Source organism: Streptomyces sp. NPDC058092, assembly GCF_042884935.1.
Lineage (GTDB): Bacteria > Actinomycetota > Actinomycetes > Streptomycetales > Streptomycetaceae > Streptomyces.
In genome coordinates this window covers 190753-208447 of the sequence record NZ_JBHVSY010000002.1, presented here as the reverse complement: position 1 = coordinate 208447, position 17695 = coordinate 190753, and the positions used below count along the sequence as shown (strand labels likewise).

Genomic DNA, 17695 nt, shown 5'->3' with positions numbered 1-17695 from the left:
CAGACCACCGGGAACCGCGAGACGGCCGCGCGCGTCAGTCTTCGCGGACCAGCCGGAGGCACTGCGGATGAGCCTGTCGCAGGGCTGGTCCGTCATTCGGGGGGACCGGATCTCAGCCGCCGCTTCCAGGCGTTCTTGCCTGCCCGAGGAGTAGTCGTTCCATGAGCGAGCACCGTCGCAAAACGCCCCAACCGCAAGGTGGCGGGCGGGCCGCGGCCAGACGAGCCGCCCAGCAGTCCTCAGGACGCCGAGCCGCTCCGTCACGCGGAGTAACGTCAGAGTCACCTTCCGAGTCGCCTTCCGGTTCGCAGGGCGGGGACAGCCCGTACGGCGGGCGCGCGGCGGCCAGACGGGCCGCCCAGCGCGGCGGCCGTGGCGGCGGCGGCGGTGGTGGTGGTCGTCGTCGCGGTGGTGGCGGCGACGGCGGACACGAGGGCCCGGGACGGGGGCGTGGCCGCGGTGGCCAGCGTCCCGTCAAGAAGCGCTTCATCGACTACCCGCGTGCCGGGAAGTACGGCGTGCAGCGCTGGGTGCCGTCCTGGAAGCTCGTCTCCAGCCTCTGTATCGGCTTCTTCGGCCTGCTCATGGGCCTGGCCGGCATCGCGTACGCGTGGGTCTCCACGCCCGAGGTGAAGAACACCGCGAAGGCGCAGAACAACGTTTATTTCTGGGACGACGACACGCAGATGGTCGCCACGGGCGGTGATTACAACCGTCAGATCATCGGTTACGCGCAGATCCCCGAAGCCATGCGGAACGCGGTCATCTCGGCTGAGAACAAGTCCTTCGACCACGACAGCGGCATCGACCCCATGGGCATCGCCCGCGCTCTGTACAACATGGCGACCGGCGGCCAGACCCAGGGTGGATCGACGATCACCCAGCAGTACGTGAAGAACTCCTACTTGTCCCAGGATCAGACCCTGAGCCGGAAGTTCCGGGAAATCTTCATCACGCTCAAGGTCACCAACGAGAAGGACAAGAAGGAGATCATCACCGACTACCTCAACATCTCGTACTACGGGCGAGGTGCGTCGGGGATCCAGGCGGCGGCCCGTACGTACTACGACAAGGACGCCACGGAGCTGAACCCGAGCGAGTGTGCGTTCCTGGCCACGCTGCTCAAGGGCGCCACCTACTTCGATCCGGCGGGCGCCACCGAGTTCGATGCAGCGGAGGCCACGCAGGCGAAGAACACCGTACGGGCCAAGAAGCGGTGGAAGTGGATCCTCGACGAAGAAGTCAAGGACAAGCGCCTCTCGCAGGCGGAGCGCGACAAGTACACCGAGTTCCCGATGCCCAAGCCACCGAGGAAGAACGCCCAGCTGGGCGGCCAGACCGGATACCTGGTCGACCTCGCCAAGAAGTACTTCCTCAACAACAACCCCAAGCACGTGACGGCGGAGCAGCTCGCCCAGGGCGGCTACGAGATCCACACCACCTTCAACAAGAAGAAGGTCGAGGAGCTCAACGCCGCGGTCAAGAAGGTCTACGACAACAAGATCAATCCGAAGAAGCGCCCCAAGACGGACACCCACGTCCAGTTCGGCGGCGGGTCGGTGGATCCCAAGACCGGTGCCATCGTGGCGATCTACGGTGGTGAGGACGCGACGAAGCACTACACCAACAACGCCGACCCCACGGGTGCACAGGTCGGTTCGACCTTCAAGCCGTTCGTGCTGGCGGCGGCGATGAAGTACGGGAAGCGCAACCCCTTGGGCGAGGCGGACCAGGGTTTGTCGGAGCGCAAGCCGGTCTCGCCGCTGAGCATCTACAACGCCGACGACAAGCTGAAGATCAAGAAGTACAACGGCGAGGTCTGGACCAACGAGGAAGGCAAGGAGTGGCTGCAGACCAACGACGGCCATGAGTCGAAGGGCAACATCACCCTTCGTGAGGCGATGCAGTGGTCCGCCAACTCCCCGTACGTCCAGCTGGGCATGGACGTCGGCACCGACAAGGTGAAGGACATGGCCATCGCCGCAGGGCTCAAGGACGACAACAACATGGCCGATTCGAATGTGCCGTCGTTCTCCATCGGTACGTCCTCGCCCAGCGTGATCCGTATGGCCGGTGCGTATGCCACCTTCGCCGCCAGCGGCATGCAGCGCGAGCCCTACTCGGTCAAGGAAGTGAAGTACGAGGGCAATGTCATCTACCAGCACAAGGACGTCCAAAAGCGCGTCTTCGGCCCCGACATCGCCGACAACGTCACCGATGTCCTGAAGAACGTCGTCGAGAAGGGGACCGGAACTCCCGCGCAGCTCCCCGGCCGCGACGTGGCGGGCAAGACGGGTACGACGGACGGCAACAAGTCGGCCTGGTTCGTCGGCTACACCCCGCAGCTGTCGACGGCCATCAGCATGTACCGGCTCGACGACAACGAGAAGAACGCGGACCGCAAGTTCGAGGAGATGTACGGCACGGGTGGTGAGAAGACGATCCACGGTGCTTCGTTCCCGGCCCAGATCTGGCATGACTACATGGCGGATGCGCTGAAGGGCCAGAAGGCCCTGAGCTTCCCGACGCCGACGCCGATCGGTGAGAAGGTCTACGGCGGCGGTGCCCCCAGCCCCAAGCCGTCGCCCACCGCCGTGGAGTCGCCCTCGCCGTCCGCCTCGCCGTCCGAGTCGCCCTCGAAGACCCCGTCCCCGCCCGCTCCCGACCCCAGCGACACCTGTAGCGCATGGGACCGGAACTGCCAGAACAACAACGGCGGGACCAATAACGGCGGTGCGAACGGCGGGGACGCCGGCGGTCCCAGCACCAGCCCGTCGCCATCCTTCTCTCCACCGGACGGCGGCAACGGCAACGGCAACGGAAATGGCAACGGCAACGGGAACGGCGGGATCTTCGGAGGTCCGAGCGGCTGACGCCCGTCCGCCCGCAGAGACCGGCGACCCGGCCCGGCCATGAGGGCCGCCGCACCACACGGTGCGGCGGCCCTCGTCGTTCCCACAGTCCCGTACGGCAGGATGAGCGGCATGCCAAGCGCAGAAGGGACGAGTGTGCACGAGGAACGGCCCGTCGTACGGCCCACGCACCAGGACGAGATGGCCGAGGCCGGCAGCGAGCTGATCGGCGGGCGGTCAGGGCGCTGGACACGGCTCGGCAGCACGGCACTCACTCCCGTGGGCGTCATCGCGCTGGTGGCTCTCGGGATGTTCGCGCTGGGCATGGTGCAGAAGCTGCCCTGTTACAACTGGGCGTGGTTCAGGGGCGCCGGCTCGCAGTACACGCACGCCTGTTACTCGGACATTCCGCATCTCTATGTGGCACGTGGCTTCTCCGAGGGGCTCGTACCGTACTTCGACCGCCTGCCCGGCGACATGCAGTACCTGGAGTATCCCGTTCTGACGGGCGTGTTCATGCAGATCGCGTCCTGGCTGACACCGGGCGGATCCATTCAGCACCGTGAGCAGATGTACTGGATGGTCAACGCGGGCATGCTGATGATCTGCGCCGTGATCATCGCCGTCTGTGTTGCGCGTACGCACCGGCGCCGCCCCTGGGACGGGCTGCTCGTAGCCCTCGCGCCGGCCTTCGCGCTCACCGCGACGATCAACTGGGACCTGCTGGCCGTCGCGCTGACGGCCGCGGCGATGCTCATGTGGGCCCGGGGACGGGCAGTGGCGTTCGGCATCCTCATCGGGCTCGCCACGGCTGCCAAGCTCTATCCCGTGCTGCTGCTGGGGCCGGTCCTCGTGCTGTGCTGGCGGGCGGGCAAATGGCGGGAGCTCTGCTTGGCGGCGCTCGGGACGGCGGCGTCCTGGCTGATGGTGAACCTGCCCGTGATGGCCTTCGCGCCGGAGGGGTGGAACAAGTTCTACACATTCAGTGAGAAACGGGGCATCGACTTCGGCTCCTTCTGGCTGATCATCACCCAGCGCACCGGCATCACGATCGAGGTCTCGACCGTCAATGACCTGTCGATCCTGCTGATGCTCGTGCTGTGCGCGGCCATCGGCGCACTGACGCTGATGGCGCCGCGCAGGCCGCGTTTCGCGCAGCTCGCTTTTCTCGTCGTCGCCGCGTTCATCCTCGTCAACAAGGTCTACTCGCCGCAGTACGTGCTGTGGCTGATCCCCCTGGCCGCCCTCGCCAGGCCGCGCTGGCGCGACTTCCTGATCTGGCAGGCGTGCGAGGTCATGTACTTCCTGGGCATCTGGATGTACCTCGCGTACACGACGAGCGGGGACAAGCACCAGGGGCTCCCCACGGAGGGGTACCAGCTGGCGATCATCCTGCATCTGCTGGGCACGCTGTACCTCTGCGCCGTCGTCGTACGCGACATCCTCGTGCCGGCGCGGGACGTCGTACGACGCGACGGGTCGGACGATCCGTCCGGCGGGGTGCTCGACGGCGCCCGGGACGTGTTCGTACTGCGGCGGGCGGTACATCCGCCGCGCCATGCCGTGCCCGCCGTGGAGGGGCCGCGGGTGGAATGGGGCGCGGCGCACGGTCCGGTCGCGGACTGAGACGGGGCGCTGTCCAGATTTCCGGACAGCGCCCCGGCGTCCTCCCGCCTCCTAGCGGTCGACGAGGCGGTCGAACTGGGTGGTCGTGTGGCGCAGATGGGCCACCAGCTCGTCGCCCACCTTCGGCTCCTGCGCGTCCGAGGGGACGAACAGGATCGACACCTGCATGTGCGGCGGTTCGGCGAACCAGCGCTGCTTGCCCGCCCAGACGAACGGGGACAGGTTGCGGTTGACGGTGGCCAGGCCCGCGCGGGCGACGCCCTTGGCGCGCGGCATCACGCCGTGCAGGGCCTTCGGGGCCTCCAGGCCCACGCCGTGCGACGTCCCGCCCGCGACGACCACCAGCCAGCCGTCCGAGGCGGTCTTCTGCTGGCGGTAGCCGAAACGGTCGCCCTTGACGACGCGTGTGACGTCCAGAACGGCGCCCCGGTACTCCGTCGCCTCGTGGTCGCCGAGCCACAGCCGGGTGCCGATGCGGGCGCGGAAACGGGTCTGCGGGAACTGCTGCTGGAGCCGGCCCAGCTCCTCGGCGCGCAGGTGGCTGACGAACATGGTGTGCAGCGGCAGCCGGGCCGCGCGCAGCCGGTCCATCCAGCCGATGACCTCCTCGACGGCGTCCGAGCCGTCCGTACGGTCCAGCGGCAGATGCAGGGCGAAGCCTTCGAGGCGTACGTCCTCGGTGGCGGCGTGCAGCTGCCCCAGCTCCTCCTCCTTGACCCCGTGGCGCTTCATCGAGCTCATGCACTCGATGACGACCCGCGCGCCCACCAGGGCGTGCACGCCGTCCACGGAGGAGACGGACCGGATGACCCGGTCGGGCAGCGGCACCGGCTCCTCGCCCCGGCGGAACGGGGTGAGGACCAGCAGATCGCCGCTGAACCAGTCCTTGATGCGGGCCGCCTCATAGGTGGTGCCGACGGCGAGCATGTCGGAGCCGAAGCGGATGGCCTCGTCGGCGAGGCGCTCGTGACCGAAGCCGTATCCGTTGCCCTTGCAGACCGGGACGAGGCCGGGGAACTGGTCGAGGATGGATTTCTGGTGCGCCCGCCAGCGCGCGGTGTCGACGTAGAGGGAGAGCGCCATGGCCGGTCCGGAACCCTTCTGGTGGCTGCAGTGTGTGGGAGGTGTACGGGGTCGAAGTCCCCATTGAAACCAATGAAGCCGGTTTCGTCAGTGGGACGACGCGTATCAGCGGCGCGACATGTAGATGTCGAGCGCCTTGTGCAGCAGCTTGTTGAGCGGGAAGTCCCACTCGCCGAGATACTCGGCAGCCTGCCCGCCGGTGCCGACCTTGAACTGGATCAGGCCGAAAAGGTGGTCGGTCTCGTCGAGTGAGTCGGAGATGCCGCGCAGGTCGTAGACAGTGGCCCCCATGGCGTACGCGTCGCGCAGCATCCGCCACTGCATCGCGTTCGAGGGCCGGACCTCGCGCTTGTGGTTGGCGGACGCGCCGTACGAGTACCAGACGTGCCCACCGACGATCAGCATGGTCGCGGCCGCGACGTTCTCGCCCTCGTGCCGGGCGAAGTACAGCCGCATCCGGTTGGGGTCCTCGTTGTTGAGGGCCGTCCACATGCGCTGGAAGTAGCCCAGCGGACGCGGCCGGAAGTGGTCGCGTTCCGCCGTGATCTCGTAAAGCCGCTGCCACTCGGCGAGCTCCGCATAGCTGCCCTGGACGACCTCGACGCCGGCCTTCTCGGCCTTCTTGATATTGCGTCGCCACAGCTGGTTGAAGCCCTTGTGGACGTCTTCGAGCGACCGGTTCGCCAGCGGCACCTGGAAGACGTAGCGGGGCTGTACGTCACCGAAACCGGCGCCGCCGTCCTCGCCCTGCTGCCAGCCCATCTTCCGCAGCCGGTCCGCGACTTCGAAGGCACGCGGTTCGATGTGGGTGGCCTCGACGTCGCGCAGCCGCTTCACGTCCGGGTCCTGGATGCCCGACTTGATGGCGGCCGCGTCCCAGCGACGGATGACGACCGGCGGGCCCATCTTCACGGAGAAGGCGCCCTGCTGCTTGAGATGCGCCAGCATCGGCTGCAGCCAGTCGCTCAGGTTCGGGGCGTACCAGTTGATGACCGGACCCTCGGGCAGGTACGCCAGATAGCGCTTGATCTTGGGCAACTGCCGGTAGAGCACCAGGCCGGCGCCGACGAGCTGTCCGTTCTTGTCGAACCAGCCCAGGCTCTCCGAGCGCCACTCGGCCTTCACGTCTGCCCATGCCGGGACCTGCATGTGACTCGCCGCAGGCAGATTCTGGATGTATGCCAGATGCTGCTCTCGGCTGATGGTCCTCAGGGTCAGGCTCATGCGGGGCGCTCCTCGGCAGGTGTGTCCCCATCGGTCAGGGGCTCCGGCTCTCGCGCCGAAGCCTACTGTGACCGGGGAGCGCGCTGTCTGGCCCTATGGGGCCTTGCCGGTCCGTCCTGGACTGGAAGGGACGGACCGGCAAGGCCCCGTCCCTTCCAGGCACCGGGCCTTGCGTTACCGGCTGTATCCGGTTGTGTCTGTCTCGGATCAGCCCACCACGCCGCCGAAGAGGCCGCCGTGGGCCATGCCCAGGAAGAACCCGATGGCGGACGCGCCCATGCCGACGATCAGGGGGAACCGCTCGCGCGTGGTCACCGAGATGTACTGCCCGTACGCAGCCGTCAGGATTCCGATGAGTCCGGCCCATGAACTGACCAGATGCAGGTTGTGGAACATTGCCGTCACGAAGGCGAGCGCCCCGAGGACGAGCGTCACCGTCACCAGGGTTGTCTGGAGCGGATGGGGCCTGCCGTCCGTGGCGAGAAGAGAAACCCGGGGACGGGGACGGGGTCGTATTACCTGTGCCATGGAGACCTCCTGGCCGGAAGGTGGTGCGATGTGGCGCCACTCACACCCGATGTGTCCAGATTGCGTCTCCTGAGCACCGGATTTCAACCGGAAGCCGGTGTGTGGGTACTCTGTATGGTCTGCGCCGGTGTCTGCCCAGGCCACCATGTCAGCCCCTCTCGATGGAGGGCGTTGTCAGTGGCGGCTGTTTTACTCGGAGACATCGATGCTTACGCATCACGACCCTCCTGCCACGGAACGACCGTGGCCGCTGAGTCCAAAGGAGGTGGGTTCCACATGCGTCACTACGAGGTGATGGTCATCCTCGACCCCGATCTCGAGGAGCGCGCTGTCTCCCCGCTGATCGAGAACTTCCTCTCCGTCGTCCGTGAGGGCAACGGAAAGGTTGAGAAGGTCGACACCTGGGGCCGTCGTCGTCTCGCTTACGAGATCAAGAAGAAGCCCGAGGGCATCTACTCGGTCATCGACCTGCAGGCCGAGCCTGCGGTCGTCAAGGAGCTCGACCGCCAGATGAACCTGAACGAGTCGGTCCTCCGGACCAAGGTCCTCCGTCCCGAGATCCACTGAGCATCTAGCTCAGCGGTCATCGGGTTCGAGTAGCAGCAAGCAGCCAGAAGCAATCCCCGCCGAGAGGTTCACCCATGGCAGGCGAGACCGTCATCACGGTCGTCGGCAATCTCGTCGACGACCCCGAGCTGCGCTTCACCCCGTCCGGTGCGGCGGTCGCGAAGTTCCGTGTCGCGTCCACTCCCCGCATCTTCGACCGGCAGACCAATGAGTGGAAGGACGGCGAAGGCCTGTTCCTCACCTGCTCGGTCTGGCGGCAGGCGGCGGAGAACGTCGCCGAGTCGCTCCAGCGAGGCATGCGCGTTGTCGTGCAGGGCCGGCTGAAGCAGCGGTCGTACGAGGACCGCGAGGGCGTCAAGCGCACGGTCTACGAGCTGGATGTCGAGGAAGTCGGCCCCAGCCTCAAGAACGCCACGGCCAAGGTCACCAAGACCACCGGTCGCGGTGGTCAGGGCGGCCAGGGTGGATACGGCGGTGGCCAGCAGGGCGGCGCCAACTGGGGCGGCGGTCCCGGTGGCGGTGGCCAGCAGGGTGGCGGCGGCGCTCCCGCCGACGACCCGTGGGCCACGAGCGCGCCGTCCGGCGGTCAGCAGGGCGGGGGCCAGCAAGGTGGAGGCGGTTGGGGCGGAAGCTCCGGCGGCTCCGGCGGCTCCGGCGGCGGCTACTCGGACGAGCCTCCCTTCTAGGGCGGCTCGTACCCCCACTTCTTGATCACACAGGAGAAACACCATGGCGAAGCCGCCTGTGCGCAAGCCTAAGAAGAAGGTCTGCGCGTTCTGCAAGGACAAGACCCAGTACGTGGACTACAAGGACACGAACATGCTGCGGAAGTTCATTTCCGACCGCGGCAAGATCCGTGCCCGCCGCGTGACCGGCAACTGCACGCAGCACCAGCGTGACGTCGCCACGGCAGTCAAGAACAGCCGTGAGATGGCGCTGCTGCCCTACACGTCCACCGCGCGATAAGGGAAGGGTGACCGAATCATGAAGATCATCCTCACCCACGAGGTCTCCGGCCTCGGTGCTGCGGGCGACGTCGTCGACGTCAAGGACGGGTACGCCCGTAACTACCTGGTTCCGCGGGGCTTTGCCATCCGCTGGACCAAGGGTGGCGAGAAGGACGTGGCGCAGATCCGCCGCGCCCGCAAGATCCACGAGATCGCCACGATCGAGCAGGCCAACGAGATCAAGACCAAGCTCGAGGCCGTGAAGGTCCGTCTGGCCGTTCGCTCCGGCGACGCCGGCCGTCTCTTCGGCTCCGTGACCCCGGCCGACATCGCCTCGGCGATCAAGGCTGCCGGTGGGCCCGACGTCGACAAGCGTCGCGTCGAGCTCGCCTCGCCGATCAAGACGCTCGGCGGACACCAGGTGTCCGTGCGTCTGCACCCCGAGGTCGCTGCTCAGCTCGGCATCGAGGTCGTTGCTGCCTAAGGGCACAGCTCACCAGAGCAGGTGAAGGGCCGTACCCCACGGGGTACGGCCCTTCACTGTTTCACGTGAAACGGGGCGTCGTCCGGTGGCTCAGCGGGTGGCGCCGGTGACGATCCACCGGCCTGACCGGGTGCGAAGTCGGAGCGTGGCCATGCGGACGGTCATCATCAGGGCCATCGCCCACCACAGCGCGGTCAGGCCGCCGCCGAAGGTCGGCACCAGTAGAGCGACCGGGGCGAAGACCGCCAGTGTGACGAGCATGGCCCAGGCCAGATACCGCCCGTCTCCGGCACCCATCAGCACTCCGTCCAGGACGAAGACCACGCCCGCGATCGGCTGGGACAGCGCCACCACCAGCAACGCCGGGAGCAGCGTGTCCTGCACGGACCGGTCGCTGGTGAACAGGGGGACGAACAATGGCCGGGCAAGGACGATCAGTGCCCCGAACACCACCCCGGAAGCGATGCCCCACTGCACCATGCGGCGGCATGCCTCGCGTGCACCCTTGGCGTCATCGGCTCCCAGATAGCGGCCGATGATGGCCTGCCCCGCGATGGCGATGGCGTCGAGCGCGAAGGCCATCAGGCTCCAGAGCGAGAGGATGATCTGGTGCGCGGCTATCTCGGTGTCGCCGAGCCGGGCGGCGACGGCTGTGGCGATCATCAGTACGGCGCGGAGCGACAGCGTACGGACCAGCAGCGGAACGCCCGCCTGGGCGCTGGCCCTGATGCCTGCGGCGTCGGGACGCAGCGAGGCGCCGTGCCGGCGCGCCCCCCGTACCACCACGAACAGGTAGGCGGCGGCCATGGAGACCTGTGCGATCACGGTGCCCCAGGCCGACCCGGCTATGCCGAGGCCGGCGCCGTAGACGAGTCCCGCGTTGAGGGCCCCGTTGGCCGCGAAGCCTCCGACGGCGACATAGAGCGGGGTTCTGGTGTCCTGCAGGCCGCGGAGTACGCCGGTCGCGGCCATCACGATGAGCATGGCCGGTATGCCGAGGCTGGAGATCCTGAGGTACGTGGTGGCGTAGGGGGCCGCGGTGTCGGAGGCGCCGAAGATGTCCACGAGCCAGGGTGCTGCGGGGAGCGCGAGGGCGATGACGACGATGCCCAGCAGGAGGGCAAGCCAGATGCCGTCCATGCCCTGGCGGATCGCGGAGGTCAGATCGCCCGCACCGACCCGTCGAGCCACTGCCGCAGTGGTGGCGTACGCGAGAAAGACAAAGACGCTGACGGCGGTGGTCAGCAGGGCGGCGGCGACGGCCAGACCGGCCAGCTGCGGTGTGCCGAGATGGCCGACGATGGCACTGTCGACCATGACGAAGAGCGGCTCGGCGACGAGTGCGCCGAAGGCAGGGACGGCAAGCGAGATGATCTCGCGGTCGTGCCGTCGACGGCTGGGCGGAGAGGTTGCCGGGGCCTGGATCATGGGGGTCAATCTAATCTTCCACAGGTAATAGATGCAATGCCTGTGCAGCCCTTACATTTACTCACGGTCGGCGTTCTCTCGTGCGTTGTTTTTCGTGATCTTGTGCCGACTCGGAAAGTTTTTCTCCCCCACAGCCCGTGGATGGAGAAAGTCCAGGTCAGAGCCCTGGTGGTGAGGGTGCTATGAGTTTGTCCACAGTGCTGTCCCCCGTTCCGTGCACAGGTTCTGCGGAGTTCTCCACAGCATCTGGTCAGTCGTCCACATGCCCTGTGGATAACCAGATTGGCTGACGGTGCTGAGCGGCCTACCGTGGTCCGGCGCCCGCACTCCGTTCCGGCCTTGGAACCCCGCAGAACTCGACGCATCGGAACCGGAGTCGGGCGTCTTGTTTGTCGGTGCTGTGCCGTAAGAAAGAGTGGCACGGCGAGGTCCGCGGAGCGGACGGGAGGAGGCGGCCCGGTGAGCATTCCCGAGCCTTTGGACGACCCCTGGGCCGACACCGGTCCCAGCGACCGTCTGCCCGTCACCCGCCAGCGCCGCGGCGAACGCAGGGACCGCGCAGAACAGCACGAACGCGGCAGAGAGAGCGGCGGATGGGAGGGCGGCTCCCCTGGTTTCGAGCGGGTCCCGCCCCAGGACCTCGATGCCGAACAGTCGGTCCTCGGCGGCATGCTCCTGTCCAAGGACGCCATCGCCGATGTCGTGGAGATCATCAAGGGGCACGACTTCTACCGCCCCGCCCACGAGACCGTCTACCAGGCGATCCTCGACCTCTACGCCAAGGGTGAGCCGGCCGACCCGATCACGGTGGCCGCGGAGCTGGTCAAGCGCGGTGAGATCACCAAGGTGGGCGGGGCTCCGTATCTGCACACCCTCGTCCAGTCGGTGCCGACCGCGGCCAACGCCTCGTACTACGCGGAGATCGTCCACGAACGCGCTGTCCTGAGACGGCTCGTCGAAGCCGGGACGAAGATCACGCAGATGGGATACGCGGCCGACGGCGATGTCGACGACATCGTGAACTCCGCGCAGGCCGAGATCTACGCCGTCACCGAGCAGCGCACCAGTGAGGACTACCTGCCGCTCGGCGACATCATGGAGGGCGCTCTCGACGAGATCGAGGCGATCGGTTCGCGCAGCGGCGAGATGACCGGGGTACCGACCGGCTTCACCGACCTCGACGCCCTGACGAACGGCCTGCACCCGGGCCAGATGGTCGTCATCGCGGCCCGCCCGGCCATGGGTAAGTCCACGCTGGCGCTGGACTTCGCGCGGGCCTGTTCGATCAAGAGCAACCTGCCCAGCGTGATCTTCTCCCTCGAAATGGGGCGCAACGAGATCGCGATGCGACTGCTGTCGGCCGAGGCAAGGGTGGCGCTGCACCACATGCGTTCCGGCACCATGACCGACGAGGACTGGACGCGGCTGGCCCGCCGGATGCCGGATGTCTCGGCCGCCCCCCTCTACATCGACGACTCCCCGAACCTCTCCATGATGGAGATCCGGGCGAAGTGCCGTCGCCTCAAGCAGCGCAACGATCTCAAGCTCGTGGTCATCGACTATCTGCAGCTGATGCAGTCCGGCGGCTCGAAGCGCGCCGAGAGCCGCCAGCAGGAGGTCTCGGACATGTCCCGAAACCTCAAGCTGCTCGCGAAGGAGCTGCAGCTTCCGGTCATCGCGCTCTCCCAGCTGAACCGTGGCCCCGAGCAGCGCACGGACAAGAAGCCCATGGTCTCCGACCTGCGTGAATCCGGATCCATCGAGCAGGACGCCGACATGGTGATCCTGCTGCATCGCGAGGACGCCTACGAGAAGGAGTCCCCCCGCGCCGGCGAGGCCGACCTGATCGTGGCCAAGCACCGCAACGGCCCGACGGCGACGATCACCGTGGCCTTCCAGGGCCACTACTCGCGCTTCGTGGACATGGCACAGACCTGAGCGTGGCCTTTGTAGGGTCTCAAATTTCGTGTCGGAATCTCACGGCTGGTGCCGGATGGAAGTCGGATCCGACGTGGCGCTGAGACATGCAGGTCGCGCCTGTACCTCGTTCGCGTTGAACGCCGACGCTTGGAAGGCCAAGCGGCCGCGCCGGGAACAGCCAGTCCGGCCGGCACGGTTGCATCGACCGAGGGACCGGCGCCGCACGGGCGGGGAACACGGAGACCACAAGGTCGTCCACCCCACCAGGATCCGGGCCCCAAGATCGCGGTACGCCCGCCGCACACTCGGACCAAGACCTATTTCTGCAGGAGGACTGTTTCATGACTGACCGGCCCTTGACGCTCATGGCAGTACACGCCCACCCCGACGACGAGGCCACCGGAACCGGAGGGGTCCTCGCGCGGTACGCGGCGGAAGGTATCCGCACGGTTCTCGTGACGTGTACCGACGGCGGTTGCGGTGACGGACCGGGGGGTGTCAAGCCGGGCGATCCCGGGCACGATCCGGCGGCGGTCGCCTTGATGCGCCGTCAAGAACTTGAGGCGAGCTGTGACGTCCTGAAGGTCAGCGATCTGAAGATGCTGGACTATGCCGACTCCGGGATGACGGGCTGGCCGAGCAACGACGCCCCCGGATCCTTCTGGCAGACCCCCGTGCAGGAAGGCGCGGCCCGACTCGCGGAACTCATGCGGCACTACCGACCTGATGTGGTCGTCACCTACGACGAGAACGGCTTCTACGGCCACCCCGACCACATCCAGGCCCACCGCATCACGATGGCGGCGCTGGAGATGACCGCGCTGGCACCGAAGGTGTACTGGACCACGATGCCCCGTTCGATGATGCAGCGGTTCGGCGAGATCATGCGCGAGTTTCATGAGGGCACGCCGGAGCCGGATCCTGCCGAGGCCGCCGCGATGGCCGAGATCGGCCTCCCCGACGATGAGATCACCACGTGGGTGGACACCACCGCGTTCAGCGGTCAGAAGTTCGACGCGTTGGCCGCGCACGCCAGTCAGGGCGAGAACATCTTCTTCCTCAAGATGGGCAAGGAGAGGTTCGGCGAGTTGATGGGCATGGAGACCTTCGTACGTGTCCAGGACGCCACCGGCGCGGCCATACCCGAGAACGATCTCTTCGCCGGACTGCGCTGATCCGCCCGTCCGACCGGCCGGGAAAGCGCATCGACCGCATGGCGCGATCGAGCGGGTCACACACCCAGGTCACAAGCCCGGCCGTCTGCTCCGATCAAGACAGACCGCCGAGGAAGCGACACGAAGCTGAGGCTCCGATGTCCGACACGCCGTGAGGCAACGGAAGAAGCAGCAGGTCACGAGGGCGGTCTCCGACACCAACCGCGAGACCCTACACCTCTGTAGGGTCTCGCATGTCGTGGCGGAATCTCGTGGATCTTGGCGGAGTGCTGGCGGAAACGCCATCCATCTGAGATTCGGAAGGGGAACGCGATGAAGTTCCCTCGTTCGAGGGCGTTGTCCCCGACGAGAGGGCGCCCTGCCCCGACCGTGTTGCCATCAGGTCGTCAGATCTCTGGCGTTGGGGTGGGCACATGGTGGATCGGCTGCAGCTCGATCTCGCGGCTGTGACGGTCAGCTTTCGGGGCGGCGGTGGGGTCGAGGAAGACGTACGGTGGGCCGCCGTCTCGGGAATCTCGCTCGGGGCAGCTCGCCCATGGCGTACGTTCCGCTGGTACAAGGGCCGGCAGCACTATTCGGGGACCTACTGGGGCCTACCTCAGCCTCGGCGAGGCGGCGAGCGGCCTCGGTCTCAACACGTTCACCCTCGTCGCGCAGATCAACCGGATCGAACGAGAGCTTGGCGGGCCACTGCTGGTCAGAGCCGAACGCGGCCGGCCCATGACGTTGACCCCCTTGGGGAGGAGAGTGCTCAGAGCTATTCGCACGTCCCAAGACGGTGCAAAGTCGTGAAATCCAAAGTTCGTGCCGGGTCGGAAAGACGGTGAAAGGCTCCTCGCGGTGGCTCGCCTGCCATTTCGCCGGCTCACGTGCGGACCCAGCGGTGGTAGGCGTCCAGGTCGACGTTGCTGCCGCAGACGATGGTGGCCACGTGGCGGCCGGCGAAGCGGTCACGGTCTTCCAGGATGGCTGCGACGCCGAGGGCCGCTGAGGGTTCGACGACCAGGCCCGCGCGCTCCAGGAGCATCCGCATGCCCGTGACGATGGACGCCTCGTGGACCAGGACGGCGTCGTCGGCCACCGTGAGGAGGTCGTCCAGGACTGCGGGGATGGGGTACCGGCCGGCGACGCCGTCGGCGATGGTGTCGGTCGAGTCGGTGGTGATGACCCGGCGCTGGTGCCAGGAGCGGGTCATCGCGGGTGCGCCGAGGGGCTGCACGCAGATCACCTCGACGTCCGGCGAAAGGGTCTTCAGGACGTAGCCCACGCCGGTGGCCATCGCACCGCCGCCCAGGGCGATCAGGACAGCGTCGAAGGAGGACGCCCCGCTCGCCAGTTCCAGGCCGATGGTCGCCGCGCCCTCGCAGGTCTCGATGTCGAGGCTGTCTTCGACCAGCCGGACGCCGCGCCGTTGCGCGATACTCACGGCCCGTTCGCGGGCCATCTCGAAGTCGCCCTCGACCAGCTCCAACTCCGCACCCAGCGCGTGGATCCGATCGAGCTTGGCAGCGGGCGCCCTGCGTGATGCCACGACCGTCACGTCAAGGCCACGGCGGCGACCGGACCAACCGAGTGCCTGGCCGAGGTTGCCGGCGCTGGCGCACACCGCGGCTGTGTGGCCCTGGTCGGTCAGCAGGCCCGCGACAAGTTCGGTGCCGCGGGCCTTGAAACTGCGCACCGGGTTCGCCGTTTCCAGCTTGATACTCACCGTGCAGCCAAGCTCGCGTCCCAACGCGTCGCACTGGTACAGCGGAGTATCCAGAAAGACCGGGTCGATATCCCGGCGGGCCGCGCGGATCCGGGCAAGATCGAGGCGCGTCGTGAGCATGACCAGCAACGTACCGCACTGCGGCGTCGCTAACGGCAACGTCATGAGGTGTTCCGTGCCGCGTCTCGGCGGCCAAGATATGCCACCCGGCCTGAGACAAAAGCATCTGGCCCCGGCGTGAGACAGCCCGAGAACCCGCTGGTCAGTGCGATGCCCTATGACACGAGCCGCGAGATCCTACAGCCTCCCCGCCGAGGAGCACCTCGAACAGGGTCCGATGAGCCCACACCCACAAGATTTACCTTCGCCCTCGCAGCGCAGGAAGTCACTGCACCGAGCAGGCAAGGCCGCTTCCTGCTGTCCTGCGGAGGGCCCTCACCAGCCCCTGTTCCCGCAGGCGGCTGCATCGCCTGGTCGCAATGCGGGCCTGCGCACGGCGCGATCTCAGGTGCGATGACACATCAGCGGCATGTAGGCCTCTATGAGTTCGCACCCTCTTCCCGCGTCCGCCCGTTGGTGGCCTGGAAGTTGTCGAGGTGACTCCTGGCCCACTGGCGGAAGGTACGACCAGTCACATATGACCGCGGAGTTCCGTGAGGTCATGCACGTGACGCCTGGGGCGTTCAGGGAAGGCCGGCTGCCGGCCGTTCCCTGCCTGCCATCGCTTGAGGCCGGTGGCTGACTGTCTCACCGCGACTTCCAGCGGCGGCCGGATGCGTCGTCCTGCGGAGCCTCTCCGGTTTCGGACGACTGGGCCTGGGCGCGCTCAGGACGGCGGGATGACGCGCGTGACCACCAGCTCCACCAGCCGGTTCACGGTGGCTTCGGTCCGGGAACCGCTCTCGGGGCCGGTGAGAACGGCGGGCAGCGTGAAGTGCTCCAGCAGCAGGCCTGTCATGGCCAGGTACAGGACCAGGAAGGCGTCCGCGTCGCCCGGCAGGCCCGCCGCCCGGTGGAACCGGGCACTCTCGTCGACGTTGGTGCGGACGGTCTGCGTCAGACGGTCGCGGAGCGCCGGCCGACGGGTCGCCTCCAGGCGGAGTTCCAGCATGGCGAGGTAGCCGGTCCGGTCGTCGTCCATGCGCTGCACCAGCCACCGCATCAGGTCGGCGACCAGTGCACGCGAGGGCGCCGGGCGCATGGCCTGCTGGACCTTGGCCGGATCGGGTGTCATCCGGACGGTGATACGGGCGGCCGCCTGCATGAACAGGTCGTCGCGGTTGGCGAAGTAGTTGGACGAGGTGCCCACGGGTACACCGGCGCGTGCATCGACGGCGCGGAACGTGAGTCCCCGCGCACCCTCGTCCGCCAGCACTTCGATGGCTGCATCGACGAGCGCTGTTCTGCGCTCGGGGTTCCTGGCCATGCGTAGGCCTCCCTCATCTTCTCTTCGGTTCTTCAGCGGAAAGGGATTGCGCAACCACTACATATGAAGCACTCTAGTTGAAGTGGTTGCGGCTCGGACACGCCGCGACGGAACGGGGATCCTGTGCGCAAGCTGACCTACTTCATCGCCTGTTCCATCGACGGTTTCATCGGAGACCCGAGCGGCGACGGGTCGTCCCTCTACCAGTTCGTGGACGAGGAGTTCCTCGAGTTCCTGAAAACGCAGTACCCGGAGACGGTATCCACCGAGGGCCGCAAGGCTCTCGGATTCCACGACGCCGCGAACCAGCGGTTCGACACGGTGATCCAGGGGCGGGCCAGCTACCAACTGGCACTGGACGTCAATATCACCAGCCCGTACGCCCAACTGCGCGAACTCGTGGCTTCGCGGACCATCGAGGAGTCACCCGACCCGAACGTCGAGCTCGTCTCCGACGACGTGGTCGCAAGGGTCCGGGAACTCAAGGCGGAGGACAGCGAGCTCGGGATCTGGCTCTGTGGCGGCTCCCAACTCGCCGGAGAGCTGATCGACGAGATCGATGAGCTGGTGATCAAGACATATCCGATCGTCTACGGTTCGGGCATGCCGATGTTCGGCTCGGATTTCGCGCCCACCGTGTTCGCGCTGGACTTGGTTCGTGTCTTCGACAACGGCACCCTGGTCAGGGCCTACAGCCGGACGCGCTGACCAGGCGGTCGGGCTGCGA

16 protein-coding genes are annotated in these 17695 nt (G+C 67.0%); 10 read left to right on the top strand and 6 right to left on the bottom strand.

What is annotated here, in order from left to right; all coding sequences use genetic code 11:
• Positions 1–161: 161 nt before the first annotated feature.
• Together ACFVV1_RS04660 and ACFVV1_RS04655 are read left to right on the top strand one after the other, a co-directional pair.
• Positions 162–2873: a transglycosylase domain-containing protein gene (locus ACFVV1_RS04660; RefSeq protein ID WP_389984407.1), complete on the top strand. Its 2712-nt coding sequence runs from the start codon at positions 162–164 to the stop codon at positions 2871–2873.
• A 111-nt stretch (positions 2874–2984) separates the two neighbouring features.
• A complete protein-coding gene (locus tag ACFVV1_RS04655; RefSeq protein ID WP_389984404.1) occupies positions 2985–4478 on the top strand; it encodes a glycosyltransferase family 87 protein in 1494 nt (497 codons plus the stop codon).
• A 51-nt stretch (positions 4479–4529) separates the two neighbouring features.
• Here the strand turns inward: ACFVV1_RS04655 and ACFVV1_RS04650 are convergent, their stop codons facing one another.
• The 3 genes from ACFVV1_RS04650 to ACFVV1_RS04640 all read right to left on the bottom strand — a co-directional run bounded on the left by ACFVV1_RS04650 (position 4530) and on the right by ACFVV1_RS04640 (position 7313).
• Positions 4530–5561 (bottom strand): alanine racemase, encoded by a 1032-nt coding sequence (locus tag ACFVV1_RS04650; RefSeq protein WP_389984401.1) that lies wholly within the window; start codon positions 5559–5561, stop codon positions 4530–4532.
• Positions 5562–5666: 105 nt separating this feature from the next.
• A complete protein-coding gene (locus tag ACFVV1_RS04645; RefSeq protein ID WP_384446684.1) occupies positions 5667–6785 on the bottom strand; it encodes a lipid II:glycine glycyltransferase FemX in 1119 nt (372 codons plus the stop codon).
• Between the two features lie 207 nt (positions 6786–6992).
• Complete coding sequence (locus tag ACFVV1_RS04640; protein WP_389984398.1) at positions 6993–7313, bottom strand: hypothetical protein; 321 nt, start codon at positions 7311–7313, stop codon at positions 6993–6995.
• 276 nt (positions 7314–7589) lie between these two features.
• Here ACFVV1_RS04640 and rpsF point away from each other — a divergent pair, with 276 nt between their 5' ends.
• The 4 genes from rpsF to rplI all read left to right on the top strand — a co-directional run bounded on the left by rpsF (position 7590) and on the right by rplI (position 9311).
• Positions 7590–7880: a 30S ribosomal protein S6 gene (gene rpsF / locus ACFVV1_RS04635; protein WP_015609864.1), complete on the top strand. Its 291-nt coding sequence runs from the start codon at positions 7590–7592 to the stop codon at positions 7878–7880.
• 74 nt (positions 7881–7954) lie between these two features.
• On the top strand, positions 7955–8566 hold the full coding sequence (locus ACFVV1_RS04630; protein WP_389984395.1) for a single-stranded DNA-binding protein: 612 nt from the start codon (positions 7955–7957) through the stop codon (positions 8564–8566).
• A gap of 43 nt (positions 8567–8609) precedes the next feature.
• Positions 8610–8846, top strand: a complete 237-nt coding sequence (gene rpsR, locus ACFVV1_RS04625) for a 30S ribosomal protein S18 (protein WP_003967857.1) — start codon at positions 8610–8612, stop codon at positions 8844–8846.
• A gap of 18 nt (positions 8847–8864) precedes the next feature.
• Entirely contained in the window at positions 8865–9311 is a 447-nt protein-coding gene (gene rplI, locus ACFVV1_RS04620) for a 50S ribosomal protein L9 (RefSeq protein ID WP_389984393.1), read from the top strand.
• Between the two features lie 90 nt (positions 9312–9401).
• On the opposite strand, the gene ACFVV1_RS04615 is transcribed toward rplI, so the two are convergent.
• Complete coding sequence (locus ACFVV1_RS04615; RefSeq protein WP_389984390.1) at positions 9402–10739, bottom strand: MATE family efflux transporter; 1338 nt, start codon at positions 10737–10739, stop codon at positions 9402–9404.
• A gap of 477 nt (positions 10740–11216) precedes the next feature.
• Between ACFVV1_RS04615 and dnaB the strand changes: the two genes are divergently transcribed.
• From dnaB to ACFVV1_RS04600, 3 genes are all read left to right on the top strand, one after another.
• Positions 11217–12677: a replicative DNA helicase gene (gene dnaB / locus ACFVV1_RS04610; RefSeq protein WP_389985128.1), complete on the top strand. Its 1461-nt coding sequence runs from the start codon at positions 11217–11219 to the stop codon at positions 12675–12677.
• Between the two features lie 323 nt (positions 12678–13000).
• Positions 13001–13834: a PIG-L family deacetylase gene (locus ACFVV1_RS04605; protein WP_389984387.1), complete on the top strand. Its 834-nt coding sequence runs from the start codon at positions 13001–13003 to the stop codon at positions 13832–13834.
• 471 nt (positions 13835–14305) lie between these two features.
• Entirely contained in the window at positions 14306–14626 is a 321-nt protein-coding gene (locus tag ACFVV1_RS04600) for a LysR family transcriptional regulator (protein ID WP_389984384.1), read from the top strand.
• Positions 14627–14699: 73 nt separating this feature from the next.
• Here the strand turns inward: ACFVV1_RS04600 and ACFVV1_RS04595 are convergent, their stop codons facing one another.
• Both ACFVV1_RS04595 and ACFVV1_RS04590 read right to left on the bottom strand, forming a co-directional pair.
• Complete coding sequence (locus ACFVV1_RS04595) at positions 14700–15662, bottom strand: threonine/serine dehydratase (protein WP_389984381.1); 963 nt, start codon at positions 15660–15662, stop codon at positions 14700–14702.
• Positions 15663–16368: 706 nt separating this feature from the next.
• Entirely contained in the window at positions 16369–16968 is a 600-nt protein-coding gene (locus ACFVV1_RS04590; protein ID WP_389984378.1) for a TetR/AcrR family transcriptional regulator, read from the bottom strand.
• 123 nt (positions 16969–17091) lie between these two features.
• Between ACFVV1_RS04590 and ACFVV1_RS04585 the strand changes: the two genes are divergently transcribed.
• A complete protein-coding gene (locus tag ACFVV1_RS04585) occupies positions 17092–17676 on the top strand; it encodes a dihydrofolate reductase family protein (RefSeq protein ID WP_389984376.1) in 585 nt (194 codons plus the stop codon).
• The last annotated feature ends 19 nt before the right edge of the window (positions 17677–17695 follow it).